The following is a 24,207-nucleotide window of genomic DNA, read 5'->3' as shown; positions in this document are numbered from 1 at the left end:
TTGATATTTTTTCCATCACTTTCTCTCGCGTGCCGAAGCCATACTGGAGCGGTTCGCAGAGCGGCTGACCAGGTGCAGGAACACCTAAGTCAGCCTGACCACGCCTAAGCTTCAGGGAGCTCGGATCATGGCTGATTCCGACAATACCACGACTTTGCCCCGCGTCACCCGTAGGGGGGTACTTGCGATAACGGCAAACGCAAAAGAGGGAAGACAGCCAAAGAAGCTTGTCGGCGACCATGCGGAAGCCGTTCAATCAGCCGATCCTGCAGTGGCGGCGTGGCGCGAATGGCTAATAGCTCACAAAGAGGTTGAGCGGCTGTGCCATCAGCAGCAGCGCCTGGAGCGAAATCTTGTGGAAACTATTGGATTTCCTTGCGCAACGATTCCGCTGCACGACGGCACGAGCGTCAGACTCCATTCAATCCAGGCGCTAAACGAAGTACTCGGCTCAGGACCAGAAGACGAGGCGGTCCGCGCAAAGTCCAAGGCTGACTTGGAGACCCATCAACAGCGCTGGGAAGCCGCTGATAGGGAAATTGGTTATTCGGCAGCGTTGATCGCTGAAGGCGAGGCGGCGGACCAAGCGGAGAACCTGCTTCAGCTATTGCTGGAGACACCGGCTGCTTCACTTGCGGGTGTGGCGGCCAAGCTTGATGCCGTGCTGAGCGAAGGGGAACCGGCGGAAGCCTGTGCTGAGTTTCCTTGGCCGCACATTCGCTCTGTGCTCGGGGATGTGATCCGTATCGGGCAAGAGGTTATGCCGGAGCAGATACTTACGAACAGGCTGGGCACTTCAAAATGCGGTCGGCGAAGAGGGTGCATTATTGGCATCTCAAACGGAGCGAAAGGGGACGCAGCATGAAGAAACGAGACGACAAATTGCCCATCGTAATCAAAAGTTCTCGCCACACGGGCGGGAAAGCAGTGTCCGCGTCGTTCCTACATTGGTCCGTCGCCGAAGCCGTCGAGGTGGCAAAAGAATTTTGGTGCGAGGGGGCTGCAACGGTTGTTGCCTGGTCCGCCCTGTCGGCGCACTGTGAGGGAGATACGTGCGAGTATCGTTTTTGGTTAGAAGTTTTTAAGCGCCTTGAGGCTGACCCATCCCAGTCAGATTTGCAACGCATGGTGGAAGGCGGTCACCAGCATCCCTTCCATTAACGTCAATGGATGCAGCATTGACGGGCAGCTTTAGAACCGAGGCGCCCGCCACGTCTAGGCGTGGCGAGCCCAAAATCGAGAGTGGCCTTCACCCTGCCGATCATCATGTTGGTGGGCAGATAGTGACAGTCCGCGTTGAGTCGGATGTCTCGCCGGCGTGCCCAGCTTGCCCGATCCATCGGCATCTGCTTTCAGCGGCTGCAGAAATAAAATGGTGCGACGAACCGGGTGCATCGCACATGGCCGCGGCAATCCGCCTGTCTGAGTAGAAACGGCGGCAAAAGGCGGCGTAAAGGTCATTCCGGATTTGCCCGAAACAAGGAATACTTCGCGGATCTTTAGGAGCGCCCTTCACTACAATCTGTGCATCACGGGGTCACCGATCGCAGGTATGTCCCGTCCGAATTGTACCATCAGGCGGGCAGTCAAAATGCGCTCTCGCCAACAACCGGAGCGGACTAAATGGCCTGAAAGCGTTTCGGTGCTGGTCGTAAGATGGACGTTTGATGCTCGGCGCGACCTCTTTGATGGAGCAGCTCAGATCAATGGCGACGAGGAGGTGTCCCTTATGGTCGCCGGTGCGAAACGAGAACAGCTCAATTGAACATCCGCTCTATAATGAGGAGCGTCCCTATGAAGAGGAGTGCCGCATGAGACCGTTTACAGCTTTCGATATGGAGACAAGATATGGAACCCTGAGTCTGCGAACGGCTTCCGGTATTCGAAAATATCAAATAGCTGAAAGTGCACGCTTACCCCTTCTGGATCAGCTACAAAATCTGATTTCTTTCCGCAGACGCCATAAATATATGATTGGATTTATTGCTCTACCCTTGATAATAAACTTGTTCTTATCAATATTCGATACATCAAATCCTTGACTTGGTTGGTGATGACGTTGAGGCAATGCCGGTATATTATCCTCAGGAAGTCTATCGAGCTTTAGACGAGTTTGAGACAGGCGAGGCTCCTGAAAATCTGAGGAAGGATTGTGAGGCTATAATCGCAGATATGGCGAGGAAAAAGCCATGCGCATGGTCTCCTTTGTGCGTGTCACGTACGACGAGGGAGAGGATGAGTGGAACTTCTTGGACCAAGAAGCCGCTAATACTTTCTTCGCAATGAAGGCGGCTGCGATCTTTCGGGTTCCGCCGCACACTTTCGCTGAAATTGAGGGCGACGGCTACTACAGGGCGCGATACGCCAACCTCGACCACGTCGCAGTTATGGAGATCCCGAGCGACCGCTACCACTGACTAACTCGCACCTGAGGAACCCCAACTCACCTCAAAGCTGCACTTGGATCCAGGCACTCACGAAACCATTTGCGCAAGGAATCAGCTGGTGCTGCGAGAGAAGGATTGAAATCTAGATAACTATAACAACACGTTAGGCTCAATTTGTAACGTTGTGACGTCCAGTGAAAAGACCATGCCGCTCGACCACGGACGGTGAGTTCCCTCGAAACGGCGCGCCTTTGCCTTCGCCTCCTGTTGCGATAGCATGGCCGAAATTGGCTGTGCCTGAAGAATCGAATTTCGCGGAGGGGGCGAAATCTCATGGAGATGCAGCAGGTCCGCTATTTCTTGGCCCTGTCTAACACGTTGAATTTCACGAGAGCGGCCGAGGAATGCAACGTCACTCAGCCGGCTCTTACGCGCGCGATCAAGACGCTTGAAGAGGAACTTGGCGGGGAGCTCCTGCGGCGCGAGCGTCAGCACTCGCACCTTACCGAGCTTGGGCGGCGAATGCTGCCCCTGCTGCAACAGTGTTACGATGCCGCCTCTTCCGCCAAGTCGCTTGCCAAGGCGGTGCAAAGCAGTGACGTGGCACCCCTCAACGTCACCATATCCAACAGCATCAACATAGCGCTGCTGGTTTCGCCCTTCACGGAGCTTTTTCGAGCCTATCCCGGTGCCCACCTCAAGATCAATCGTGGTTCGCCCGCTGCTGTCGTCGACGCGTTGAAGAGTGGCGACGTCGAGTTGGCAATTGCGGGCCCCCTGGGACAGGCCTGGGATCGCCTGGACACATGGCCGCTGTTTCGGGAAGAGATTGAACTCGCTGTAAATGCCGATCATCCGCTGGCCCGGCGCAACGAGGCCGACGTCGCGTTGGCTCAGCTTGCCGCCGAACCCGTGCTCAGTCGGATCGATTGGGAGACGGGCGAGGAACTGTCGCACTCCCTGTTCGCCAAGGGTCTTACGCCTCGAACCGCGCATGAAGTCGAGACCGATCAGGACCTTCTGGCTCTGCTTGAAGCCAACGCCGGGGTGGGCTTCGTGTCGCTAACGGCACCGCGATCCTCGAACACCCGCCGGCTCAAGCTTCGCGATCTCGACGTTTCGCGTATCGTTTCCGTCTACGCGGTTGCCGGCAGGCAACGTTCGCCGGTCGCGACGACGCTGCTCAACCTGCTGCGGTCGGCCGACTGGTCGTCCTTTGGCGTTACCGAGCCCGCCTGAGCGCCGAGATCAAGTCGTCAATGTCCATCCGCCTGCGGTAATCCGGATCAACGAAGCGATCCGTGATTATCCCGTCCATTCCGACAACAAAGGTGGCTGGGATCGGCAAAAACCAGCTGCTGTTGCCCTGATAATTGGGAATATCGAAGCCCAGGCCCATCAATCGCTCCATCTCCGCCCCGACCCAGATCGCGAGGTTGAGCGAAAGGGCGTAGCCGTTGTCCATGTCGATCAGGAACGGAAACTGCGCGGCGACCGCGGCCTTCATGGCTCTGGCAAATTTGCGCCGCTCCGGCATGATCACGACAACCTGCCCGTTCAGCTCCGAAATCTCGCGCTGCACCTCCACAATTCCGATGGCATTCAAGCGGCAGTAGGGGCACCAGTGCCCGCGCTGGAAAGTGATGACCGCCGGGCCCTTTGCAAGGATCTCGGCCAAGCTGACCAGCTTCCCCTCATCATCAGGCAGCAGGAAAGGCGGCATCAACTCGCCCGCAGCCGGCGCCATGGCGCCGGCCCCCTGTCTCTCCAGGCGATCCACCAGCCGGTCCACGGCGTCCGCGAATTCAGCGTTCAGACGCCGGACCGCCGCGGCGACTACCGCCAGACGTTCATTGAGAGGCGCATCAAGTTCGATGGCAGCCTGGACGGACTCTTCGAATTTTACCTGGTCATCGGCGGCCATTTCCGCACTTTCACACCCAGCATGCAGCCTACCACAGAGACCCCCGGCCGAATGCCATGCTTTTCCTGCATCGTCTCGATGCATCACGAGCATCGGCGGAGGCCAGATTCATGTTCCATTCGCCGTCCGAGACCGGCGCGTTACATCGTGCTTCCGATATCCGACGAAACCGGTGGGGAAGCCATCCACCATTTCCGACAGACTCCGTGCGGGTATGCCATGTTTCCTGGCAAGCGCGAAGATGTGGATCAACTCCTCGCCGGCATCGCCTACCAGATGTGCTCCGACGATCCGATACGTCGGCTCCTCGACAATGACCTTCGACCATGCGACCGCCTCGGCAAAGGTTCTCGCGGAGAGCCAACCTCGCATGTCGTTCACATGAACCCTGACGGAAAGACCCTGCTCTTTGCCCTGGCTCCGGTCAGGCCGACGCCTATGAAGGTGGCGTTGTCGGCCGCAACGTCGTCGATGGGCGGAGGCATCGACCCGACTACAGTCATATTCCAGCCTCGCTCTGGAGCATTCCCGCTGTGGCAATGTTCCAGCATTGCCTCGCCCAGGATCACAACATCATATTTTCCATTGCAGCTCCCCTTCCACCCGCTAGTGAAGTTTGATCCGGGGCCTTGCACGCCTGGATATCATCTGGCCGATCGAAGCCAATGCCGTCCTCGCGAGCCCATGGACCGTCGCGAGATGCATCCGGTGCAGCGAGCGATAAACAAGTCTCGCAAGCAGGCCCTCAATTTTCAGTCCGCCGATCAAGCTGCCGAACGCACCGTAATCGGCGAGTGAAACGAGGGAGCCGTAGTCGCGGTAGCGGAATGCCGGCGCGGCCCGTCCCGCCATTCGCGCAGCGACCACCTTCACCATATGGCCAGCCTGTTGATGAGCTGTCTGGGCACGGGGCGGCAAAGCTTTGTCTTCGCCTGGCAGGCGGCAGTGCGCGCAGTCTCCAATCGCGAACACTTTTTCATCTGCGGCCGCACGCAATGTGTCGTCGACGATCAGCCGATTGATCCGATCGGTCTCAAGCCCATCGAAATTTTCAAGCAGGTCCGGCGCCTTGATGCCCGCGGCCCACACGACGAGTTCGGCCGGCACGAACAGGTTTTCGCCGAGCCGGACGCCATCCTCCGTCACCTCGGTCACTTTGATCCCGCATCGTATCTGCACACCCAGCTTGACGAGCAGTCGCGCCGAAGCGCGTGCGACGTGATCCGGAAGAGCAGGCAGGATTCGTGGTCCGGCCTCGACGATGGTGATGCGGATCAATCTCTCGAAATCGATGTTGTCGAGATTGTGCGACGCAATTTCCCGCATCGATCTGTGCAGTTCGGCTGCCAGCTCGACGCCAGTGGCTCCGGCACCGACGATGACGCAATGGAGCTGGCCTGGTGAAAGCTGCTCGTATTGCGCGCTGGCGCGCAGACATGCGTCGATCATGCGCTTGTTGAACCGGGCGGCTTGGTCGGCGGTGTCAAGCGAAATGGCGTGGCGCGCGGCGCCCGGCGTGCCGAAATCATTGCTGACGCTGCCGACTGCCATGACGAGTGTGTCGTAACCCAGGACGCGCGGCGGGATGACCTGGCGACCGTCATCGTCGAAGCTGGGCGCGACAAAGACCTGGCGCTTGGCGCGATCGATGCCGACGACCTCGCCAATGCGGTAGCGGTAGCCGTGGCGGCTGGCATGGGCGATGTATTCAACCGCGTCATGCGATGCGCTCAAGGCGCCGGATGCCACCTCATGCAGAAGCGGCTTCCAGATATGGGTGCGGTTCCGGTCGACAAGCGTGACGGAAAGCCGCCGGTTGCGGAATTTGCGGCCGAGGCGTGTCGCCAGTTCCAGGCCGCCGGCGCCGCCGCCCACAATGACCACGCGATGCAGTGACTTGTCCGCGTGCGAGGGGGTCTCCGGGATCGTGCGGAAGAGCGCCGCGTCGTTGGCGAGCACGGCTTCCGGGATCAACCGCATGCCGGGGATGATGATCTGCATCGGTGTCTCCGTATCTTCCTCGGCGCGGCGCATCACTCTTGGGATTCGTGGATCACGATGCCCTGAAGCATGTCGACTTCGCATTCCCAGGGCTTATCGATGAGGACGCGCTGCCCGTGCTCGTATCCGGCCTGCCAGCGGGTGCGGATGCCCGAGCGGGTGAAGTCGATGTCCTTGGTGTGGTCCTCGCCGTCCAGTCGCGGCGAAAGCAGGCGGACGAGGTGCATGACCGACGGGCAGCCATAAGAGGCGAGTTCCTTGAACATTGGATCGTCGCGTCGTTCCTCCGGGACGAGTTTTCCCATCTCGCGCACGACATGCCGCAATCGATGCAGTTGCTCCTGCCGAGCAACGTGGCTCCGGCCGCGGCTGGCGTATTGTAGGTCCTTCTGCCGGCCCATGACCTGCCAGATCGATTTCGGCTCGGTGGCGCGGGGCTGCCACATGTTGACGGCAAAGATCAGTGCGTCGCGCCGCGGACGCTCGTCCAGCACGACCTCGATTGGCGTGTTCGAATAAATGCCGCCATCCCAGTAGGGCTCACCGTCGATGCAGGCCGCCGGAAACGCCGGCGGCAAAGCGCCCGACGCCATGATGTGCGCCGCCGACAGAATCATCTCGCGCGTATCGAAGTATTTGAGCTCGCTGGTGTTGACGTTGACCGCACCGATCGTCAGCCGTGTGTGGCGACCGTTGAGGTAGTCGAAGTCGACCAGGTTGTTCAGGGTCCGTTTGAGCGGATCCGTCGTGTAATAGGAGGCATTCTCGACACCGACCTCGCGGTTTACTCCAAACATGGCGCTCGGATTCGGTTCGAAGAACCCCGGGATGCCGCGCATCACCGTGCCCATGTTGGCAAAGATGTTGCTCGGAACCATCATCCGGAAAAACTCATCGAATGGACTGCTCCGGCTGACGCCATCCCAGAATTCCTGAAGCCTGGGCAGACGATCGCCGGGCTGGTTTCCGGCAATCAGCGCGGCGTTGATGGCGCCGATGGACGTGCCTATGACCCAGTCCGGTTCGATGCCGCCCTCGACCAGCGCCTGGTAGACCCCGGCCTGATAGGCGCCAAGCGCGCCGCCGCCTTGAAGGACAAGGACGGTCTGACGCTTGACGTCGCTCTGGTGTCCAGTCGCCGGTTCTGCTTGCGAGGCGGAGAGATTCTGCGTGATCTTGTTCATGGCGTTCGCTCCTCGTGCAGGTCTAGTGGGCGGTCCAACCGCCTTCGATCGGCAACACGGCGCCCGTGATCGAGGCCGCGTCGTCCGACGCCAGGAACAGACAGAGCGCGGCAACCTGCTCGACGCTGACGAACTGCTTGGTGGGTTGAGCAGCCAACAGAACATCCTTGATCACCTGCTGCTCGGTGATCCCGCGGGCCTTGGCCGTGTCCGGTATCTGCTTCTCGACGAGCGGCGTGAGCACGTAGCCGGGGCAAACAGCGTTGACCGTGATACCTTGTTCGGCAACCTCCAGCGCGACGGTCTTGGTCAGGCCGGCAACACCGTGCTTAGCCGCGACATAGGCGGACTTGTAGGGAGAGGCGACGAGCGCGTGCGCCGAGGCCACGTTGATGATGCGACCCCATTTGCGCGCCTTCATCGCCTGCAAGGCGCGCCGGATCGTATAAAACGAGGACATGAGATCGATCGCCACGACGGCTTCCCATTTCTCGACCGGGAAGTCATCGATCGGCGCGACATGCTGAATGCCGGCATTGTTGACCAATATGTCGACGGCGCCGAACTCCGCGATGGCCTTGTCCATCATCGAGGTGATCGCGTCGCCCTTGCTCATGTCAGCATTGTCGTATCGAACGACGACCCGATGATCGGCCGCGAGCTTGGTCCTCAGACGTTCGATCTCGGCGGCGTCGCCAAAGCCGTTGAGAACGATGTTGCAGCCTTTCGCCGCGAAGGCTTCGGCAATGCCTTGCCCGATGCCGCTGGTCGAGCCTGTGATGAGTGCTGTCTTGCCTTGGAGCATCGTTGTTTCCTTGTGTTTGACCCCCAGGCGCAAACTAATTGCGGGCCGGGCTCTGGATCTGCGGAACAGTATGGGGAGCCGCCGCAAGCTGCGGAAATGCCGTTGAGACATGGATTCGATAGCTGACGGTCAGATCGTTGGCTCGAAGCTCGGACGTCGATCGTCCGGTCGGGTTGTTTGACGTAACGGCAGCTAGTAAGATTGCGCTGCAACGCGGGCGGTGCCGTATGCGCGACCAGTGAGGGAAGCGTGCAGTGGAGATCAGCCAGGTCCGATACTTCTTGGCTGTCGCCAAGGAGCTGAATTTCACCAGGGCGGCCGAGCAGTGCAATGTCACGCAGCCGGCGCTGTCGCGCGCCATCAAGCTTTTGGAAGATGAATTCGGTGGGCCACTTTTCCACCGTGAGCGCCGCTTCACCCACCTCACCGAGCTCGGCCGCATGGTTGAGACCTATCTCGATGGCGTCTTCGAGAACTCTCGCCAAGCAAAGCAGATTGCCGAGCAATATGTGACCCTGAAGAAGATGCCGCTCAAGGTCGGCATCATGAGCACGATCGCTCCGGACGAAATCATCGAGCTCATCGCGGCTGTGCGCGCGCACCACCCTGGGGTCGAGTTGCATCTTTGCGATGCCGACGCGGTGAGCCTCAGGAAAAGGCTGCTCGAGGGCGAGCTCGAGGCTGCCATCTACGCGTTGCCCTCAGAGGTTCCCGACGAAGAAGTGCACTCCCTGCCGCTATTCCAGGAGCAGATGGTGATGGCTGTTCACCTGGCCCATCGCCTTGCCAACCAGCGCGTTGTGCGGGTGAAGGACATGAGCAACGAAAGCTACATCCACCGCAACAACTGCGAATTCGCCGGCTACGCGGACGCCATCCTTTCCCACCAGGGCGTTACCGTCAGCCCGGTCTACTGGAGCGATCGCGACGACTGGACGCTCGCCATGATCGCTGCCGGCCTCGGTTTCGGATTCATGCCGGAGCACACCGCCAAGCACCCGGGCGTGGCGGCATTGCCGATCACGGAGCCGGAATTCTGGCGTGACGTCAATCTCGTTACGGTGCGCGGCCGCAGGCATTCGCCCGCGGTTGGCGCGCTAGTCCGCGAAGCAACGCAGAAGAAATGGTTCGGCGAGCGGGCAAGGGCATTGTCCGCCGCCGAATAGATTTCTCGGGGCAGCATCGTCGAATGCCTATTCGATATCCGGCTACGTTTCCGTCCGTCAGTTCTTCTTGACGGTTGAAGTCACCGACTGAATGACCTCGGTCGCCATTTTGAACTGTGCGGGTCGATCCGTGATGCCATGCCGCCTGGCGATCCAGTCGAAATCGCTGTAGGCGGCGTAAACCGACCCGTCGGCGGTCTGGTAGACCAGCACGCGCACCGGCCAGTCGAGCCCGGCCTCGGGGTTGGATGTGATGAACGTCGTGCCGAGTGCCGGATTGCCGAACATGACGAGCCGCGACGGCCTTACGTCGTTGCCCGCATTCTTGCCAAGCTGAGCCTGGTCGATGACACCGAAGAACTTGATGCCTTTCTTGAGCACATCCTTCTTGATGCGGGCGACGGTTTCGGCGACGGAATAGTCGCTCTTCACCGTGACGACGCCGTCCGAAGCGGCAGCCGGCAGGGCAACAGCCATCAGCATGGCGACGCCTGCAAGCAGAGTTTTGAGATGGTTGGTCATGTCGGTCTCCTTGGTTGGATAACTGAGTTGCGGTTTTAGGTTTCAGGGCTTGGGCGTTCGCAGCACGCGCGCGATCGCGATCGCACCGGCGAGAACCGCGGCCAGCACGGCCACGCATGCCGTCCAGCCGACACCGTCGTAGATCTGTCCGATGAGGAAGCTGCCGGCGAGCCCGCCCGCATAGTAGGACGCGAGGTAGATACCGCTCGCAGCGGCGCGATCGCGCGACGCGGTCCGGCTGACATGTCCTGTGGCTATCGCCTGGGCCAGGAAGGTGCCAATGGCAACCAGCGCCATCCCGGCGAGAACGATCGGAAGATTTGGCACAAGCAGCAGAAGCAAACCGATGATCGCCAGTCCAAGCGTTGCGCCGACCCCCATTCTCGGACCGAGGCTTGAGGCCACGCGCCCCGCGAGCGGAGTGGTCAGCATTGATGGCAAAAAGACGAAGTAGACCGCGCCCAGTGCCATCGGCGTCAGCGACAGCGGCGCCGCGACGAGCTGGAAGTTCACATAGGTGAACGTGCCGATGAAGACGAAGAGGATCAGGAAGCCGATCTCGAAACAGGCACGCAGCTCAGCGTTTTGCAGCGGAACTCTCCAAGCCGCGCGGGCAGGCCGGCCCTCCGCGTCGGCATGCATCATTGCCGAGGTCTTCTGCAGCGTGAACCAGACAAGAGCCGCGCCGGACAGATTGAGGGCGGCGAAGGTCAGGAAGTTGGTGGAGATGCCGAACATGTCGGCGACGGCAGCCGACATCAATCGGCCGAAAAAGTTGCTGCCAACATTGCCCGTCACATACGCCGCAAGCGCGCTCGTCGTCTTCCGCGCCGAAAAATGCTCCGCGAGGTAGGCCATGGTAAGCGTGAACGCAGTCGACATGCACAGGCCTTGGGCTACACGCAGCAGGGCGAAGACCACAATATTGTCCGTCTGCGAAAGCAACGTCGTCGGAATCGCTAGGATGGCCAGGCTGATCCAGATGCCGTTGCGGCGATCGATGCCGCGCCCGAAGAGAGCGACGGCAATACCGGCCACCGCCATGCCGAAGGTGCTGGCGTTGACGGCGAAGCCCATCGTGGCGCGGCTGACGCCGAATTTAACCACCAGCGAAGGCAAGATGGCCTGGGTGGCGAACAGGTCGACGAGCGTCAGGAACGCGATCAGGGCGATCAGCCCAAAGCGCCAGCTCTCCGCAGCCACCCTGCGGAGCCCCATTAGTTCGGTATGTTCACTGGTCGTCATCACAGACTCCTGGCCATGCGTCCTCGGGCGATCGCCTGAGGACGCGCTGTTTGTTGCTGCTGTTTGGATCCGCTGGTCGCGAAAGCAGCTCACATCATGTGATCGTTATGCATCGCCGGCGGCAGAACGTCGGCTGAGTAGAGCACCGCCGGAACCTTCCCGTTGTTCTTCCACCAGTGGGCGAGCTGGCCGAACTCGGCGGTCACGTCGCCGGCCGGATGCTCGATGCCGACCTTGCAGGTGCTGGCGTATTCGGTGATGGAGCCTTCGACGACGATAATGTTGGCGGGGCGAACCGTGTGCTCATGCCACGGCACCACGCCGCCCGGCTGAACGACCAGCTTGCGCAGACGCAGCATGTTGCCCTTCCAGGCTTCGCCCTTCGGGCTGAGGTCGATCGCCGAAAGGACCGTGTCCGTCACGCCGACGGGCTTGCTCGGATGTTCCTGGATGTCCGTGGTGGCGGCTTGGCCGGCAGGGCAGTCGCCGGCGAAAACCGGGGCCACCGAAAACGCGGCGGTCGCCGTGAGAAGTCCGAGTGTCAGCGCCAGCTTCAGCGGCACCCGCAATGCAATAGTCTTGGAAGCCATGTCGATTTCTCCTTTGTCGGTGCCCAATCGCGGAAGCGGGGCATAGGAGGAGAGTGACGGCAGCCTCGAAGAAAGAGAAATGCTGACTGGCTCTTAATTCGATACCTGAAAGCTATGGTGGATCATCATACTGGCGAAGGAGTGCGCGCACGACATAGGTCATGGCCTCGGTTCTTTTCTTCAATTTGCTATGCAGCCGTTTTCCTCACCGACAGATCGATGCCGCTTTCCGGCCAGCTATGCGCCTTCACGCTGTTGACGAAGGTGGAGGTCGCCGGCGAGAACCGGCGTCCCGCCACAACGACCAGGGAGACCTCGCGCCAAACTTCGGGATCGACAACGGGCCTGACCTGCAGGCCTGGGATAACCGCGCTGAATTCCGGAATGAAACAGATGCCCAGTCCGCCCGAAACCATGTTCTGAATCCAATCCTCGCGTTCGCTCGCATATGAGATCCTGAGCTTGACGCCGCGATCGGTGCAGAGGCCGGCGAGGTGATCGCGATACTCGCAATTCAGCCGCCTGAGATAGTTCTCGCCGTCAAGCTCGGAGATGGCGACATTGTCGTTGCGGGCCAGCCGATGGCCATTGGGGAAGGCCAGGACAAAACGCTCGCGATAGAGTGGCGTGACATCGAACCGCTCCGGGAAGCTGCTGCTGGACGCCATGATGGCGACGTCGATTTCACCAGCCTCCAGCAATTGCGAAAGCGAGGCGGGCACGCCTTCCACCAATTGCAGTTGTATGCCCTGCTGGCGCCGGTTGAAGTCGGCCAGCAGGCCGGTGAACCGGCGCGGGCCGATGGTGCACATGACGCCGACCTTTAGATTCGCGTTTTCGAGGCAGAGGAACCTCGATGCCTCCTGTCGAACACCGGTCACTTCATCGAGGATCTGTTGAAACCGCGGCCGTAGAAGAGCGCCCAGATCCGTAAGGTGGGTCAGGTTCCGCTCTCGGCGAAACAGCAATCCGCCGACCTCATCCTCCAACTGCTGGATCGCGCGCGACAGCGCGGGCTGGGTGACGTTGCACTTTTCGCCGGCGCGCGTGAAATTGCGAGTGTCGCAGACGGCGAGAAAATAGCGGATGTGATGAATGTCCATGGCGATTTGTCCCGAATTGCAAACGAGGCCTTTCGTGACTGTGGACCCTGCCGCAAAGACTCTGCGGCTGCCAATGCACTGCGGCTATGAAGTCGATAGCGATCGGTCATGGCGCCGCTGCCGCGGCATGCGGTGGCCACCCAGAGAAGAGTGATGGCGAGCGTTACGCCCGCCATCACGTCAATGCGGACGCCGCAGGCCCCTCAGTTGGCGCCGCCGAGCGCCTGAAGGTTGGCGCAGAATTCGGCGTAGGGCTTGCTCATCGCGGCATCCTGACACTCCTTCATCATCGCGTCCTGCTTGTCCTTGGCCATGGCATCCCAGGCCGCCTTGAATTCGGCTTTGGGTTTCATCGTCTTCATGCCGGCGTCGGTGTAGAAGGGCTGCATATTGGAGGGTTCATCAAGTGCGCCGGCGAACGCAACACCGCCAAGAACGGAAAGTGCAAAGGCGCCGAGGCAGATAGCTTTGATGTTCATGGAAAGATCCTTCTCTGGAGTTGAGCAACGCCCGATCGTCGACGTCGCTGGTGGTCTGCAGGAGTTTGAAACGCTGTGGTTCCTCCTTGCCGAGGTGAACTTGCTGCAACCGTGAGATGTCTCGCCTATGCCGTGTGCGTATGGAGTTTATGCCGGTGCTGCATCCCGAGATGTTTGTTCGATCTTCTTGATGGAACCTGCGTCATCATGGGGAGCGAAGCATCCGGCGCATGAGGATAGGTAGCCGATGCAATCTGCCTATGGACTTCATGCCACCTCGGCATTTTGTCCCTAGAAGAAGCTGCGGCACTCTCTCCGCCAGTCGCCCAGCCGGCGATTTCGGGATGGAGACCAAGCTATGCCCGTCCAGTCCGCAGCAGAAACTCGGCAGGTCCACTTTGCCAAGCCAAATTCTCGCTCGAATGACCGCCTTCCTGTCGACATTGTCCTTGCAGGCGATGCGCACGGCGCGTTCGCCTGGGGCGTGCTCGACCGCCTGCTGGACGACCCGAATGTCAGCTTGAGCGCCATTACCGCGTCCGGTTTCGGAGCGGCCGAGGCAGCGGTCCTGGCCTATGGGCTGGCCATCGGCGGCACGCGCGGCGCGCAGATGGCGCTCGCCAATTTCTGGCGACGGGTCAGCCACGCCTCGATGTCCCATATTGACAGGAGCAGTCTGCTTCGGTCGATACTGGAACAATCCACAGATATCGAGCGTATCCGCAGCCGAAGCTGTCCGGTGATGCTCAGCATTCTAGCAACCAATGCCCGGACGGATGCCTTGAGAGCCTTCTGCGGCAAAGGATTGTCGATCAACGCGATTGTGGCTGCGATGACCGTCCCTTTCCTCTTTCCGGCAGTTGAGGTCGATGGCGACAGCTATTGGGGCGATTGCGATCTCTCGCAAATGCCGGCCGCCCAGGCGGCCGAAGCGCGACATCAGCTGATCATTTCCGCCAGGCCGTCGGTATTCACGGCGCCATGCCCGGATCACGATCGCGCCACCAATGGCTGCGCGATCGAGTGCGCTCCGGTCCATACGATATTCGATACTCAGCACCGAAGAGGGGCAACGCTTTTCCTTAGACCGTGGGTCGACTGGGGCGAACTGACGGACATGCGTGACCGCGGGCGGCAGCGAGCGGGCGACTGGCTTGCGGCCGATCTTTGGGGCATCGACGAGTGTCCGACCATCACCTGCGCAAGCCGCTAGGTCTAGGCGTCTCCTCCCGTCTGGCAGCGGTCTGCTTCGCTACTCCCGAATGCAGGCGCCAAGCCCTCCGGTGCCCGGCCGGAGGGCTTTTTCGCGTCGACCTCCAGGACATAGTGGCTGCGTATCAATTCCATGCCGAGACAGCATTTCAGCTCTGCATCCCGATCGGGGACACTGATTTCCAGACGGGCCCCGGGGCCGGTCTTTTTTCTCGAAACACCAACCAGGAGACAAGCCTGTGATCAACACCAAGACCCTCATCGGATCGGCTCTCGCGGCTGCCACTTCGCTCGCCGCCTCCGCCGCTCATAGCGGCCCTGCCGCGCAGCCGAGCTTCGCTTTTGAGAAGTGCTACGGCGTGGTCAAGGCCGGCCAGAACGACTGCCAGACCGCATCCCACTCATGTGCCGGCACGTCGACGGCGGACAACCAGCCGGATTCCTGGCTCTACGTGCCGGCCGGCTCCTGCGCAAAGATTGCCGGCGGCAGCGACAAGCCGAAAGCCTAGGCAATCCACAGATCGAGCCAACCAACCAGAACGGAGAAGACGATGTCCGCCGTATTCTTGCCCCTCGCAATTCCCGCATCGGCGGGCATCGGTCTCCGTTCGCCCCATATCGCAGAGATGCTGACCAGGCGTCCCTCCGCCGGATGGCTCGAGGTTCATGCCGAGAACTACATGGGCGGCGGCGCCGGCGTCGAGGCTTTGGAAAGACTACGCGAGACCTATCCGCTGTCGGTACACGGCGTCGGCCTTTCGCTCGGCAGCGCACGAGGATTGGATCGCGATCATCTGGAGAGGCTGCGCAAGGTGTGCGAGCGCTTCCAACCGGATCTGGTCTCCGAACATCTCGCCTGGAGCGTCGCCGACAACGCCTATCTGAACGATCTGCTGCCGCTGCGCTATGACGAAGAGGCGCTGGCGATCGTGACTCGCAATGTCGAGACCGTCCAGGACACGCTGGGCCGACGTGTTCTCATCGAGAACCTGTCGGCCTATCTCGCCTTTGCCGATTCCTCGATGAACGAGGCCGAGTTTCTGGCCGAGCTCGTGAGGCGAACCGGATGCGGCCTGTTGCTGGACGTGAACAACGTCCATGTTTCGGGGCACAATCTGCAGTATGACGCCAAAGCCTTCATTGATGCGCTGCCGGCCGAGGCCATCGGCGAAATCCATCTCGCCGGGCATGCGATCAATCAGGTCGGAGCCGATACGGTGCTCATCGATGATCACGGCTCCCGGGTTCCGCCAGCGGTCTGGACGCTCTACGAGCACGCCATAACCCGGCTCGGGCCGCGCCCCACCCTGATCGAATGGGATACCGACGTTCCGGTTCTCGACGTGCTGCTTGGCGAGGCAATGTGGGCCGACATGCTGACCGCTTCGATCATGTTCAACCGCAGGCAGACTGCAAGGCAGGCCGCGGCAGCCAAGCCCCGGCCCGCCTTTCCTACCCCCTTTGCGGATGTGAGGACCAGCATGCCTGTGCTTGCAGCATTCGCTGCCGCCAAGGCCGGACCTTTGTTGTCCAACGCCTTAACGCCGCTGGAGGGAAGATACGATGTTGCCGCTTGAACACCTGCAGACCACCATGGCGCGTTCGGTGCTTGCCATCGAACCATTGGTCTCCGCGAAAATGCTGACCGCCGGCAAGGCCGATCCACTGGCCCGCCTGCGCATCTACCAGAACAACACACGCAGTTCGCTCACCGCAGTGCTGATGGCGGTCTTTCCGGTCACGGTTCGCCTTGTGGACGAACGGTTCTTCCGATACGTGGCGAGCGAGTTCATTCGACGCCATCCGCCGGTTGAAACGCGCCTTGCGCGCTATGGCGCCGGATTCCCACGCTTCCTCAAGACGATCGACACGCTGTCCGACTTACCGATCGTCGCCGAAACGGCTCGGCTCGAATGGGCCATCGCCGAGGCGCTCGATACGACTTCGCTGCCACCTCGCACCCTTGCGGACTACGACAAAATCGACCTGGGGCCTTCGCCCGATATCCTGCTGCAGCCGTCGCTCAGGCTGATCGTTTCACACTGGTCGATCCTGTCGGTGTGGACGGCGCACCAGCAGGGCCCGGCAGTCGACGAGCATTGCACTTGGACGAGACGCCCTGAACGCGTGGCAGTGTGGCGGGCCGGGAACAACGTTCGACTCGTCCTTCTCGATCGCGCAGACTTCGCCTTCCGCCATTCTCTCAAGCACGGCTTCGGCCTTGAACATGCTGCAAGCCGCGCGAATGCGCTCGAACCGAACTTCGACCTCGTGTCCGCGCTCGTGCGCCTGTTTGCCGACGGGCTCGTCACAAACGTGCGCATCACCATGCATTCCCTCTCAAACTGATGGAGACGATCATGACCGCTATTTCAGAGCCTTCCTCGATCAGCCAGGCCGGTTTGGTCGGTTTCTACAGGCGTGTGATCAAGCTGCCCGAACACATCCCGCTCTCGCTGGTCCAACTCGCCGCGCGCGTCGCTGTTGCGCATGTCTTCTGGCAATCGGCACAGAGCAAGCTGGCGTCCTGGCCGGTCACGCTGCAGCTCTTCGCCAGCGAATACAACCTGCCGTTCATCGATCCGTCGATCGCAGCGCCACTGGCGACGACGGCCGAAATCACCGGCTCGGTGCTGCTTTTTTTTGGAGCCTTCTCGCGTTTGGGGGCGCTGATGCTTCTCGGTGTCGTCTGCGTCATCCAGATCTTTGTCTATCCGGAGAACTGGGCGGAGCATCTGCTCTGGGCCTCGCTGTTGCTTTTGGTGCTGGCCCGCGGCGCAGGTGTTTTCTCGCTCGACTATCTCGCCGAGCGAACCCTTTCGGCATCTGGGAAATGAATTTCTGTCCGGGTGGGGAAAGGACGGTGCGCATCTTCATCATTGACGCCCAGCCCGAGCCCAACAGCCTCAATGGCGCTTTGACCCGCGCGCTGCAGGGCGCGCTGTCTGCGGCAGGACACGAGGTGGTCGTCTCCGATCTTTGCGCGTTTTGTAACATTGAGGCGCGAGTTCGAATGAAGCTTCCCACGGACGATCTTGACAATGCAGGAACCATCACCGTCGCCGTGATGACCTGCGTGAAAGCAGCCCCAGGTGAATGATGTCGCAAGGCGAAATGATGGCCCAGGACGGGATGATGTCTCACAGCGGAACGATGTCCGCCGAGACAAACTGCTCGTCCCGGCTCCAATGGGCATGATGTGAGATCGAATGGCCGTTGCTTCGCACCGGCCCCGAGCGCCAAGGCGAGACTTCCTGAGGAGACCATGAACACAAAGCGGGGCGTCCGCACGGAAGAATTGCTGCAGCTGCAGCATGAAACCTTCACTGCTTGTTGGGCGAGGTGAACCATGCCAACAGCCTCACCCGCGACAAGACCGCCGCCGGCCGGCCAGTATCGCCGCCGGCGAGAGTAGCTCTCGTCTGCAATCCCGTCGGAGGCTCTCCGAGCTTGTCAAAAAAGCCCGACTTGCGCCCATGCGGCAGAGGACTGCGCAAAGGGCTGCAGGTCGGGCCTCACCCATGCCCGCCGCGTGGGTGACTTGCCAAAACTTCGGCTTTGTCTCTCAGGACGCATTAACCAATGTTAGGGACCGCTAAATGATTTGCGGCTGTTGCAGAAGTGCACCCGGGACTGCGGTGGGGTCAATCCTACTGCCGACCACAAAAAAGACGGAGCATAAAGCTTGCCAAGCGCCTGCGCGATCACACCATGGCTTTATAGATCAGCCGATTTGCATGTGCAGCAGGCTGATGGACCGCCGGGCCGGCTCGATCGCCCGGCCGCAGAATGATGAAATAGCCGTCCGGCCGCGGCGTCACCGTGCTGGCAGGAATCTTGGCGCATTCGCCAGTGACTGCATCGCCATGACAGCATGCTGGCGGATAGGTCCAGCTCCGATCGGTGCTGTGGGGTAGGGCAATACCACTCTCAAGGGCTGCAGCCGCGGCCACCACGCTTGCTAGCCCTGCGCGCTGTCGCGTGCTCACCACATGCATCGAGGTGCCCGCCCGTTAGCCGTCACCGCCACGGCGCCCTTCGCGTTCACGTCAGGTGACCCGTTGGACGTCTGCCGGTCGACGCGATCTCATCTCGTAGATTAGCATTCACTAATGTGCTAGGCAAATGCGAGGGGCATATCCCATGGCGCAGTTCAGAAGGCCTGTTGCATTGATATGGCTTGTCCTGGCCGGCCAGGCGCACGCTCACGATTGGTACACTGGCACGACTGACCCGGTTCTCCACTTTGATTGCTGCGGCGACAAAGATTGCCACCCTATTGATTCAAGGGACGTCAGGGAGACTAAAGACGGCTATTTTGTCAGGCTGCCACCCCCCGCCTACGTGAACGAGACACAAGGGGCAGAGTGGTCTATTCCCAGAGAACGTGTCCAGGCCGCGCCGGATGATCGATATCACATCTGTGAGCGGCTAGTGACACTCCATCGAACGATCGTTCCTTATATGAAGTTCGAGACTTATCAGAGAGTCGCGTGGACATGTTTCTTCGCGCCGAGGGGCACAAGTTCAACCGAGCAGAGCCACTAGACGCCCCACATCCGCACCAATTGATTTTATAGGAAATCTGGTGCTGCGAGAGAGGATTGAACTCTCGACCTCTCCCTTACCAAGGGAACTGGGGATCACAAGTAAAGTATTCATCACGCGGCCTTTTTCGGCTTCTTGCCAATCTGGTCCCCGGATTTTCCCCAAGGCAAGGCGTTGATGCTTTCCGAATGCGTCTCCACGTTGGTGTGAGCGTAGCGCATCACCATTACGAGGGTCTTCCATCCACCAAGTTCTTGCAGCTTTGTGAAGTCTCGGTTCGCCTGATAATGCCACGACGCCCATGTGTGGCGGCAGACGTGCGGGGTGATGTCCGTTTTGAAGACCGGCTTCCCATCCTTGCCCGGGAGCGTCCAACCAAGGCCAGCTCGCTTGCATGCCCCGAAGAAGGCACCGCCAATACGCGTTCCTGCGGACGTGTCGGTATCCTTGTCAGGGTCGGGGCGCTCGTAGGGCACGCCCTTATGGGTGACGAACACCGCGCCCTTGCGGCGGTTCGATTTGCGAAGTTCCTCGACAACGCGGGGATGCAACGGAACGCTGCGCGGCTCCCCGTTCTTGGTCTTCGGGAATGTCACCTGTCGTTTGATTAGATCGACATTTGACCAATCCAGCCATACGGCTTCGCCTGCCCTTGCTCCCGTGTAGAGCATGAAGACGACAAGAGGACGAAGGTGCGGGGCGCAAGCGTCGATGAGCCGGTCGGCTTCGTAGGGCTTCATCCACCTCACCTTTCCCTTGGGCTGTTTGGGACGCTCCAGCGTCGGGATCGCACACCACCCCTTGCGGGCAGCATGGCGGAGAATTGCCGCCATGGGCGTATAAACCTGCCGATTGAGCGTGGCCGGTCCCGCCCTCGGATAAAGCTTCTTCGCGGCAACATCTAGGGCATGCTGTTCGATATCCCGAAGCACGGTCGTTCGGAAGTGATCCACAAGCGGTTTCAGAAACCGCTTTTCCCCCCTGCCATGTTCCAAATAGTCGAGCGCGGCCTCGGCGAAGGTAACCGTTGCCTTCTTGCCGTAAATGCTTTCCGTTAGGATTTGGTTTTCCCTTTGGACCCGGATGGCCTCGGCGGCTTCTTTGTTAGAAGTGCCTGTAGTTTCTTCAACACTCTGTCCCCTGATGGTGCCGCGCATGATCCAGTTGGGGCTTTTGGGGCGGCGGACGAGTTTGAGGGACATGGGAGTGCCTCGTACAGCTTGGTTACATCTTCGGTCGAGAACACAATGGTGCGGCCCATTTTGCGCCCTATGCCGTGTTCTTTCGCCAGTTTCAGGAGGGTGGCTTCGGAGACGGGAAAAGTTCCGTCCGCCACAAGTTGTTTGGCCGTTCGGAACTTTGGTCCTTTGACGATCACACTAAGCCCCATTTAGCCTACCCTCTCGATGACCAAAGTGCTGCTGCAAAAAATACGCGCTCACGCATATCGCGAAGCCTTCGTCCCGCGTCGGTCGGCTTGTTGGGCGGCCTTAAGAATTTGAATGAGTTCGGAGGTCATGGACCGTCCGTTCCGCTCTGCCCGAGCGACTAGCCACTGCTTTAGATCGGGCGGGGTTCGAAAGATCGTTTTCGGCTGCTTCGACACGTTCACTGTCTTGCCTCTCATGAGTTTTGTATGTCACATTGGCATACGATATCCAGATCAGTCGGCAAGTCAAATTGCCCCTAGACAGTCCATAGGTGAGACCATGGGAAGACCGCCAAGCCCCGACAGGGACAGGGTCATCGTCCGACTGCCGGATGGCATGCGGGATGAGATCGGCGCGGCTGCAAGGTCTAACCAAAGGACGATGACGGCGGAGATTGTCGCCCGGTTGAGGGCGTCGTTCGACGCCGAAGCTAAGCTCACGGTAGGCGAGCCAACTAGTAGCGTGGAAAGTGACCTAGCCGACCTGAAATCGCAAGTTCGGATGCTGGCTCGGACTGTCCACGATATCAATGCCCGGACTGAACACCTGTTGCCGAGACGGAAGAAGTGAAATTGATTTCACCCGGCTCGAACACCAAAGACGCCCTTAGGAGCGTTTACCGCTGATGCCTAATCCGACTTGCGAGTGAAGTTGTATCTGAAGTTGTACTTTCGAGACCAAAGCTCGATGGTCTTTCCATCCTTTTCCCAGATAACTTGCTGCAAGTCGGCAAAGCTATCGAGGGGTATGACTTCCGCGCCTTGCGGGATGATGACGCAATCGAGCTTAAGCGCCAGATCGTCGCGATTGGCCCATCTGAGACTATCAAACTTATCAACGTCGCCCGGCAGTAGGCAGGCTGGAGCGTCTTCCTTAGCGACCTTAGCGAATGGGTTGGATGGGTGTGGAGGGGAAGGTTTTGGAGGGGTGGGGTCGGCTACCGAAACGGTCTTTCTTGACACGGCCACTGAAGCATCGGTTGAAGCAGACGCGGTATCAGCATCCGCGACGGGTTGGCTGGCGGGCAATAGCTTGGCGATGAAACTAACCGCTGCAAAAGAGATCGGCCCGGCAGAGCCAATTGCCCCTATTAGAACAACCTTCCCAAAAGCACGCGGTTTGACTATCGCCAGCACCACAAGCGCTAGTGGAAGGGCCCCAAGGACTAGCATGACTAGGTAATCCCAAATCGCTAGCTGACCCATTTCGGCGTGCCCCACCACGCTAGGCGCTTGGGAAATCCCTCCGCGCAAACCCAACCGAAATTACTGAACCCGGCAAAATAGTAGCTGACTTGCCGTTTCTTGCAAACAGATTGCAAGTTTTCAGAAAACTAAGGGCAATCGTCCCTAAAGCGAGCGTTCAGCCACCTCTACACCTGACGGTGTGGAGAAGCGGATGGAAGACCTTCGGAAGCGGTTCGGACGGCTGGTAATGGCGCACCGCAAGCGCGCCGGATACACACAGGAGCAACTGGCCGAAAGGGCTGGCGTCAGCATCGACACGATCTCCAAGATAGAGGTCGGTGCAACGGGCGCTCGCTTTCCTATGATCGAAAGGATCGCTGAGGCGCTACAGGTCGATCCCGCCGAGCTATTCAGCCCCGAAATCCCCACTGGGGCATTAAGGCGCGGTCCGCTGGTTGAATTGACAACTCGCTTGGCCGGGCTGTCGGCAAATGAGCTTCGCTGGATCAGCGGCGTGGTCGAGGCCGCGCTCCGAAACAAGAGCTAGGCGGCCACGTTAGGCCGGATATCGGCGCGCAAAAGGTGGTCGAATATCTTTCCTAAAATCCCGATCCGACAGGTGGCGAACCACTTCGCTGACGATGTATTGCACGCCCATTACAAGATGGCCCACATCCCTCCTTTGTGGCTGGGTGGCGGCATATCGGTTGAGAACGTATTGGGGCTGCATGGCAATCACTCGTAGCACGCGACCAAGATCGAATGACGACCAATGGGCAGCTATGAACTGGGCCGCGCTGCTCGCATCGTGATTAAACTTCCTTTTGATTTGGCTCTCGCTCAGTCCATTCGCCGCTGCGCCAGCTTTCAAGGCAAGTTCATTTGCGAGCAGGGAACTTTGGACAGCTCCTCTATAATCATAGCCTCCGGTAAGGACGGCTGACGCGGCGTGGAGATGAAGCCTTGCCAGCCCTATAAAACGTGAGACGAGTTCAATCTTCGCGAAAGTGCTTTTGATTTCCTGCGTTCCGTACTGAATGTCGGCCACGTCCGAGAATTGATCAATAAGTACCTCCATCTCTTCAGGCTCGGATTGAATGATGCGGAGTTGGACGGGTGTCAAATCGATACACTCAAACGGGTTTATGCTTACAGTTCCAAACACGTGCGGAACTGCAATGCGAGCGAAGATGTCGCGATACATGAACACGCCAATATGGCCGCCGACAGCAAGGTCTTGCTTCCGGTAGATAGACGCAAACGCTCTGTCGATCCGTTCCAGAATTTTCGGCTTCCCTCGACCGGCTATCACGTAGCCCGGATAGCCGAAGCGTTTCATCACCAGCCTTGGCACTTCCAGAATTCGGTGCTTGATGTCTATCCCAGCTTGACACAGCTCTTTGTCGGCTTGCCCTACGATGTAGAGGAGATCTTCATCGGGGATATCGTCAGGGGTCATTAGATGCCAAGCCTTCAGCCCAGATACCGGCTCTCGTTGTGCCATCGCAGGGCAGATTTTTCAGGCAAGGCTACGTGATCTCTCGGCAATGCTATCTCCGATCCATGCAGTTCGTAGTAATGCTGCCCATTCTCGAACTCTTCTCGGATGCGGCGGCTGACCTCGAAACGGTGATCAGTGGTGATCGTTACATAGCCTTGATCAAAGAGGCTATGGATGTCCCGTCGCATAAGGATGCCGTTGCTCGGGGAATGCTCTCCGCCTTCCGCGTATGGCCGTATGTGGGCAGCTTCCAAAGCTGGTAGGGTGCGCTCCTTGGTGATCGCGCACCGTCGCCCATAGAGGTCTGTGACGACGAGGCGGAATGCTCCTTGGCCAAGGCGTGGGCGGATCAACGTCGGTTCACCGTAACGCGCTTGCTCCTCTGCAAGCGAATGTGGACCAACCGAAGGGGCCATAGCGGCTTGTACGGCCTCCCACAGCGCTTTCCCATCTGGGTCCGCAGTGTCATAGCCACGAAGGCTGACGATGTTGGGTGACCACGATGCTGGCGGAGAAAACCACTGGCTTTCAGGGAAGAAGAAGGGCTGTGTAAGGATACGGCACCCGATCTCTATCGGTACTGCTGTCGCGGGATCGACCTTGCGATATCGCAGGATGCGAGACCGCATCTCTGTGAGGCTGGTAACGCCGTTGGCGATCCCAAATGCTTCCCATGCAAGCGACAGAGGCATGATCGTCGATGAGGCGAAGACCCCGCCGCCAACAATCATGTTGATTGGAGCATGGAGCTTGAACAAGAACAACTCGCCGGGCTGCAGCGCTCGGAAGGACTTCGGCGAAGGAGACCAAAAGTTGACCTCGGCGAGATCGGATTGGCGACGCAACTGGGTGAACCAGTCGCCATCTGTCACCGCTACTACGATCCTAATGGCCACTATGCCTCCGCTTTACACCACGCTTTC

General features: G+C 59.6%; 25 protein-coding genes and 1 tRNA gene. 12 read left to right on the top strand and 14 right to left on the bottom strand.

Translation table 11 applies throughout. The features are described from left to right. Positions 1-127 precede the first annotated feature (127 nt). From EN818_RS25370 to EN818_RS25355, 4 genes are all read left to right on the top strand, one after another. Positions 128-865, top strand: a complete 738-nt coding sequence (locus EN818_RS25370) for a hypothetical protein (protein ID WP_135905653.1) — start codon at positions 128-130, stop codon at positions 863-865. Next, positions 862-1,161 (top strand): hypothetical protein, encoded by a 300-nt coding sequence (locus tag EN818_RS25365; protein ID WP_135905651.1) that lies wholly within the window; start codon positions 862-864, stop codon positions 1,159-1,161. The genes EN818_RS25370 and EN818_RS25365 overlap by 4 nt, the downstream gene beginning before the upstream one ends. Before the next feature lie 1,028 nt (positions 1,162-2,189). Beyond that, positions 2,190-2,417 (top strand): hypothetical protein, encoded by a 228-nt coding sequence (locus EN818_RS25360; protein ID WP_135905649.1) that lies wholly within the window; start codon positions 2,190-2,192, stop codon positions 2,415-2,417. 303 nt (positions 2,418-2,720) lie between these two features. Continuing rightward, positions 2,721-3,626 carry a LysR family transcriptional regulator gene (locus tag EN818_RS25355; RefSeq protein WP_135905647.1) on the top strand — a complete coding sequence of 302 codons (906 nt, stop codon included), beginning with the start codon at positions 2,721-2,723 and terminating at the stop codon, positions 3,624-3,626. Here the strand turns inward: EN818_RS25355 and EN818_RS25350 are convergent. From EN818_RS25350 to EN818_RS25330, 4 genes are all read right to left on the bottom strand, one after another. Beyond that, the gene (locus EN818_RS25350; RefSeq protein WP_135905645.1) at positions 3,610-4,311 is read right to left on the bottom strand and encodes a peroxiredoxin-like family protein; all 702 of its coding nucleotides are present in this window, start codon (positions 4,309-4,311) and stop codon (positions 3,610-3,612) included. The two genes, EN818_RS25355 and EN818_RS25350, sit on opposite strands and share 17 nt — an antisense overlap. A gap of 606 nt (positions 4,312-4,917) precedes the next feature. Continuing rightward, a complete protein-coding gene (locus EN818_RS25340) occupies positions 4,918-6,237 on the bottom strand; it encodes an NAD(P)/FAD-dependent oxidoreductase (RefSeq protein WP_135905765.1) in 1,320 nt (439 codons plus the stop codon). A gap of 107 nt (positions 6,238-6,344) precedes the next feature. Beyond that, complete coding sequence (locus EN818_RS25335) at positions 6,345-7,496, bottom strand: patatin-like phospholipase family protein (protein ID WP_135905641.1); 1,152 nt, start codon at positions 7,494-7,496, stop codon at positions 6,345-6,347. 22 nt (positions 7,497-7,518) lie between these two features. After that, positions 7,519-8,301: a 3-hydroxybutyrate dehydrogenase gene (locus EN818_RS25330; RefSeq protein ID WP_135905639.1), complete on the bottom strand. Its 783-nt coding sequence runs from the start codon at positions 8,299-8,301 to the stop codon at positions 7,519-7,521. A gap of 254 nt (positions 8,302-8,555) precedes the next feature. On the opposite strand from EN818_RS25330, the gene EN818_RS25325 reads away from it, so the two are divergent. Beyond that, positions 8,556-9,467 (top strand): LysR family transcriptional regulator, encoded by a 912-nt coding sequence (locus EN818_RS25325; protein WP_135905637.1) that lies wholly within the window; start codon positions 8,556-8,558, stop codon positions 9,465-9,467. Positions 9,468-9,524: 57 nt separating this feature from the next. Here EN818_RS25325 and EN818_RS25320 read toward each other — a convergent pair whose 3' ends face one another. The 5 genes from EN818_RS25320 to EN818_RS25300 all read right to left on the bottom strand — a co-directional run bounded on the left by EN818_RS25320 (position 9,525) and on the right by EN818_RS25300 (position 13,406). Further along, positions 9,525-9,989, bottom strand: a complete 465-nt coding sequence (locus EN818_RS25320; protein ID WP_135905635.1) for a DUF302 domain-containing protein — start codon at positions 9,987-9,989, stop codon at positions 9,525-9,527. Between the two features lie 42 nt (positions 9,990-10,031). Further along, complete coding sequence (locus EN818_RS25315) at positions 10,032-11,234, bottom strand: MFS transporter (RefSeq protein ID WP_135905633.1); 1,203 nt, start codon at positions 11,232-11,234, stop codon at positions 10,032-10,034. A gap of 89 nt (positions 11,235-11,323) precedes the next feature. After that, positions 11,324-11,824 carry a cupin gene (locus EN818_RS25310; RefSeq protein ID WP_135905631.1) on the bottom strand — a complete coding sequence of 167 codons (501 nt, stop codon included), beginning with the start codon at positions 11,822-11,824 and terminating at the stop codon, positions 11,324-11,326. A 188-nt stretch (positions 11,825-12,012) separates the two neighbouring features. Continuing rightward, positions 12,013-12,927, bottom strand: coding sequence for a LysR family transcriptional regulator (locus EN818_RS25305; RefSeq protein WP_135905630.1), 915 nt, complete (start codon positions 12,925-12,927; stop codon positions 12,013-12,015). Between the two features lie 203 nt (positions 12,928-13,130). Further along, on the bottom strand, positions 13,131-13,406 hold the full coding sequence (locus EN818_RS25300; RefSeq protein ID WP_135905628.1) for a hypothetical protein: 276 nt from the start codon (positions 13,404-13,406) through the stop codon (positions 13,131-13,133). Positions 13,407-13,764: 358 nt separating this feature from the next. On the opposite strand from EN818_RS25300, the gene EN818_RS25295 reads away from it, so the two are divergent. The 6 genes from EN818_RS25295 to EN818_RS25270 all read left to right on the top strand — a co-directional run bounded on the left by EN818_RS25295 (position 13,765) and on the right by EN818_RS25270 (position 17,718). Beyond that, positions 13,765-14,619 carry a hypothetical protein gene (locus EN818_RS25295; protein WP_135905626.1) on the top strand — a complete coding sequence of 285 codons (855 nt, stop codon included), beginning with the start codon at positions 13,765-13,767 and terminating at the stop codon, positions 14,617-14,619. A 238-nt stretch (positions 14,620-14,857) separates the two neighbouring features. Next, the gene (locus EN818_RS25290) at positions 14,858-15,127 is read left to right on the top strand and encodes a DUF2282 domain-containing protein (protein ID WP_135905624.1); all 270 of its coding nucleotides are present in this window, start codon (positions 14,858-14,860) and stop codon (positions 15,125-15,127) included. Between the two features lie 42 nt (positions 15,128-15,169). Then, the gene (locus EN818_RS25285) at positions 15,170-16,195 is read left to right on the top strand and encodes a DUF692 domain-containing protein (RefSeq protein ID WP_135905622.1); all 1,026 of its coding nucleotides are present in this window, start codon (positions 15,170-15,172) and stop codon (positions 16,193-16,195) included. Continuing rightward, positions 16,182-16,967 (top strand): DNA-binding domain-containing protein, encoded by a 786-nt coding sequence (locus EN818_RS25280; RefSeq protein WP_135905620.1) that lies wholly within the window; start codon positions 16,182-16,184, stop codon positions 16,965-16,967. Before EN818_RS25285 ends, EN818_RS25280 begins: the two co-directional genes overlap by 14 nt. Positions 16,968-16,978: 11 nt before the next feature. Continuing rightward, positions 16,979-17,455, top strand: a complete 477-nt coding sequence (locus EN818_RS25275; RefSeq protein WP_135905619.1) for a DoxX family protein — start codon at positions 16,979-16,981, stop codon at positions 17,453-17,455. Positions 17,456-17,481: 26 nt separating this feature from the next. Then, the gene (locus EN818_RS25270; protein WP_135905617.1) at positions 17,482-17,718 is read left to right on the top strand and encodes an NAD(P)H-dependent oxidoreductase; all 237 of its coding nucleotides are present in this window, start codon (positions 17,482-17,484) and stop codon (positions 17,716-17,718) included. Positions 17,719-19,204: 1,486 nt separating this feature from the next. Here the strand turns inward: EN818_RS25270 and EN818_RS32485 are convergent. The 3 genes from EN818_RS32485 to EN818_RS25250 form a co-directional block, all read right to left on the bottom strand. Beyond that, a tRNA-OTHER gene (locus tag EN818_RS32485) sits at positions 19,205-19,276 on the bottom strand. A 3-nt stretch (positions 19,277-19,279) separates the two neighbouring features. Next, on the bottom strand, positions 19,280-20,368 hold the full coding sequence (locus tag EN818_RS25265) for a site-specific integrase (protein WP_135905615.1): 1,089 nt from the start codon (positions 20,366-20,368) through the stop codon (positions 19,280-19,282). Positions 20,369-21,225: 857 nt separating this feature from the next. Then, positions 21,226-21,732 (bottom strand): hypothetical protein, encoded by a 507-nt coding sequence (locus EN818_RS25250; RefSeq protein WP_135905609.1) that lies wholly within the window; start codon positions 21,730-21,732, stop codon positions 21,226-21,228. Between the two features lie 262 nt (positions 21,733-21,994). On the opposite strand from EN818_RS25250, the gene EN818_RS25245 reads away from it, so the two are divergent. Next, positions 21,995-22,330, top strand: a complete 336-nt coding sequence (locus tag EN818_RS25245; protein WP_135905607.1) for a helix-turn-helix transcriptional regulator — start codon at positions 21,995-21,997, stop codon at positions 22,328-22,330. A 9-nt stretch (positions 22,331-22,339) separates the two neighbouring features. Here EN818_RS25245 and EN818_RS25240 read toward each other — a convergent pair whose 3' ends face one another. Next, positions 22,340-23,242: a hypothetical protein gene (locus tag EN818_RS25240; protein WP_135905605.1), complete on the bottom strand. Its 903-nt coding sequence runs from the start codon at positions 23,240-23,242 to the stop codon at positions 22,340-22,342. A gap of 14 nt (positions 23,243-23,256) precedes the next feature. Then, the gene (locus EN818_RS25235) at positions 23,257-24,180 is read right to left on the bottom strand and encodes an HNH endonuclease (protein WP_135905603.1); all 924 of its coding nucleotides are present in this window, start codon (positions 24,178-24,180) and stop codon (positions 23,257-23,259) included. Positions 24,181-24,207: the final 27 nt, after the last annotated feature.

This window comes from Mesorhizobium sp. M3A.F.Ca.ET.175.01.1.1 (genome assembly GCF_004791945.1).
Taxonomy (GTDB): Bacteria; Pseudomonadota; Alphaproteobacteria; order Rhizobiales; family Rhizobiaceae; genus Mesorhizobium.
This window is presented reverse-complemented; position numbering and strand designations above follow the sequence as displayed.

Bases quoted from the DNA above. Each gene is read 5' to 3' on its own strand.
- EN818_RS25350 (WP_135905645.1), bottom strand. From the start codon at position 4,311: ATGGCCGCCGATGACCAGGTAAAATTCGAAGAGTCCGTCCAGGCTGCC.
- EN818_RS25285 (WP_135905622.1), top strand. From the start codon at position 15,170: ATGTCCGCCGTATTCTTGCCCCTCGCAATTCCCGCATCGGCGGGCATC.
- EN818_RS25265 (WP_135905615.1), bottom strand. From the start codon at position 20,368: ATGTCCCTCAAACTCGTCCGCCGCCCCAAAAGCCCCAACTGGATCATG.
- EN818_RS25275 (WP_135905619.1), top strand. From the start codon at position 16,979: ATGACCGCTATTTCAGAGCCTTCCTCGATCAGCCAGGCCGGTTTGGTC.
- EN818_RS25335 (WP_135905641.1), bottom strand. From the start codon at position 7,496: ATGAACAAGATCACGCAGAATCTCTCCGCCTCGCAAGCAGAACCGGCG.
- EN818_RS25240 (WP_135905605.1), bottom strand. From the start codon at position 23,242: ATGACCCCTGACGATATCCCCGATGAAGATCTCCTCTACATCGTAGGG.
- EN818_RS25310 (WP_135905631.1), bottom strand. From the start codon at position 11,824: ATGGCTTCCAAGACTATTGCATTGCGGGTGCCGCTGAAGCTGGCGCTG.
- EN818_RS25245 (WP_135905607.1), top strand. From the start codon at position 21,995: ATGGAAGACCTTCGGAAGCGGTTCGGACGGCTGGTAATGGCGCACCGC.
- EN818_RS25300 (WP_135905628.1), bottom strand. From the start codon at position 13,406: ATGAACATCAAAGCTATCTGCCTCGGCGCCTTTGCACTTTCCGTTCTT.
- EN818_RS25305 (WP_135905630.1), bottom strand. From the start codon at position 12,927: ATGGACATTCATCACATCCGCTATTTTCTCGCCGTCTGCGACACTCGC.
- EN818_RS25315 (WP_135905633.1), bottom strand. From the start codon at position 11,234: ATGACGACCAGTGAACATACCGAACTAATGGGGCTCCGCAGGGTGGCT.
- EN818_RS25355 (WP_135905647.1), top strand. From the start codon at position 2,721: ATGGAGATGCAGCAGGTCCGCTATTTCTTGGCCCTGTCTAACACGTTG.
- EN818_RS25365 (WP_135905651.1), top strand. From the start codon at position 862: ATGAAGAAACGAGACGACAAATTGCCCATCGTAATCAAAAGTTCTCGC.
- EN818_RS25330 (WP_135905639.1), bottom strand. From the start codon at position 8,301: ATGCTCCAAGGCAAGACAGCACTCATCACAGGCTCGACCAGCGGCATC.
- EN818_RS25360 (WP_135905649.1), top strand. From the start codon at position 2,190: ATGCGCATGGTCTCCTTTGTGCGTGTCACGTACGACGAGGGAGAGGAT.
- EN818_RS25295 (WP_135905626.1), top strand. From the start codon at position 13,765: ATGCCCGTCCAGTCCGCAGCAGAAACTCGGCAGGTCCACTTTGCCAAG.
- EN818_RS25280 (WP_135905620.1), top strand. From the start codon at position 16,182: ATGTTGCCGCTTGAACACCTGCAGACCACCATGGCGCGTTCGGTGCTT.
- EN818_RS25320 (WP_135905635.1), bottom strand. From the start codon at position 9,989: ATGACCAACCATCTCAAAACTCTGCTTGCAGGCGTCGCCATGCTGATG.
- EN818_RS25370 (WP_135905653.1), top strand. From the start codon at position 128: ATGGCTGATTCCGACAATACCACGACTTTGCCCCGCGTCACCCGTAGG.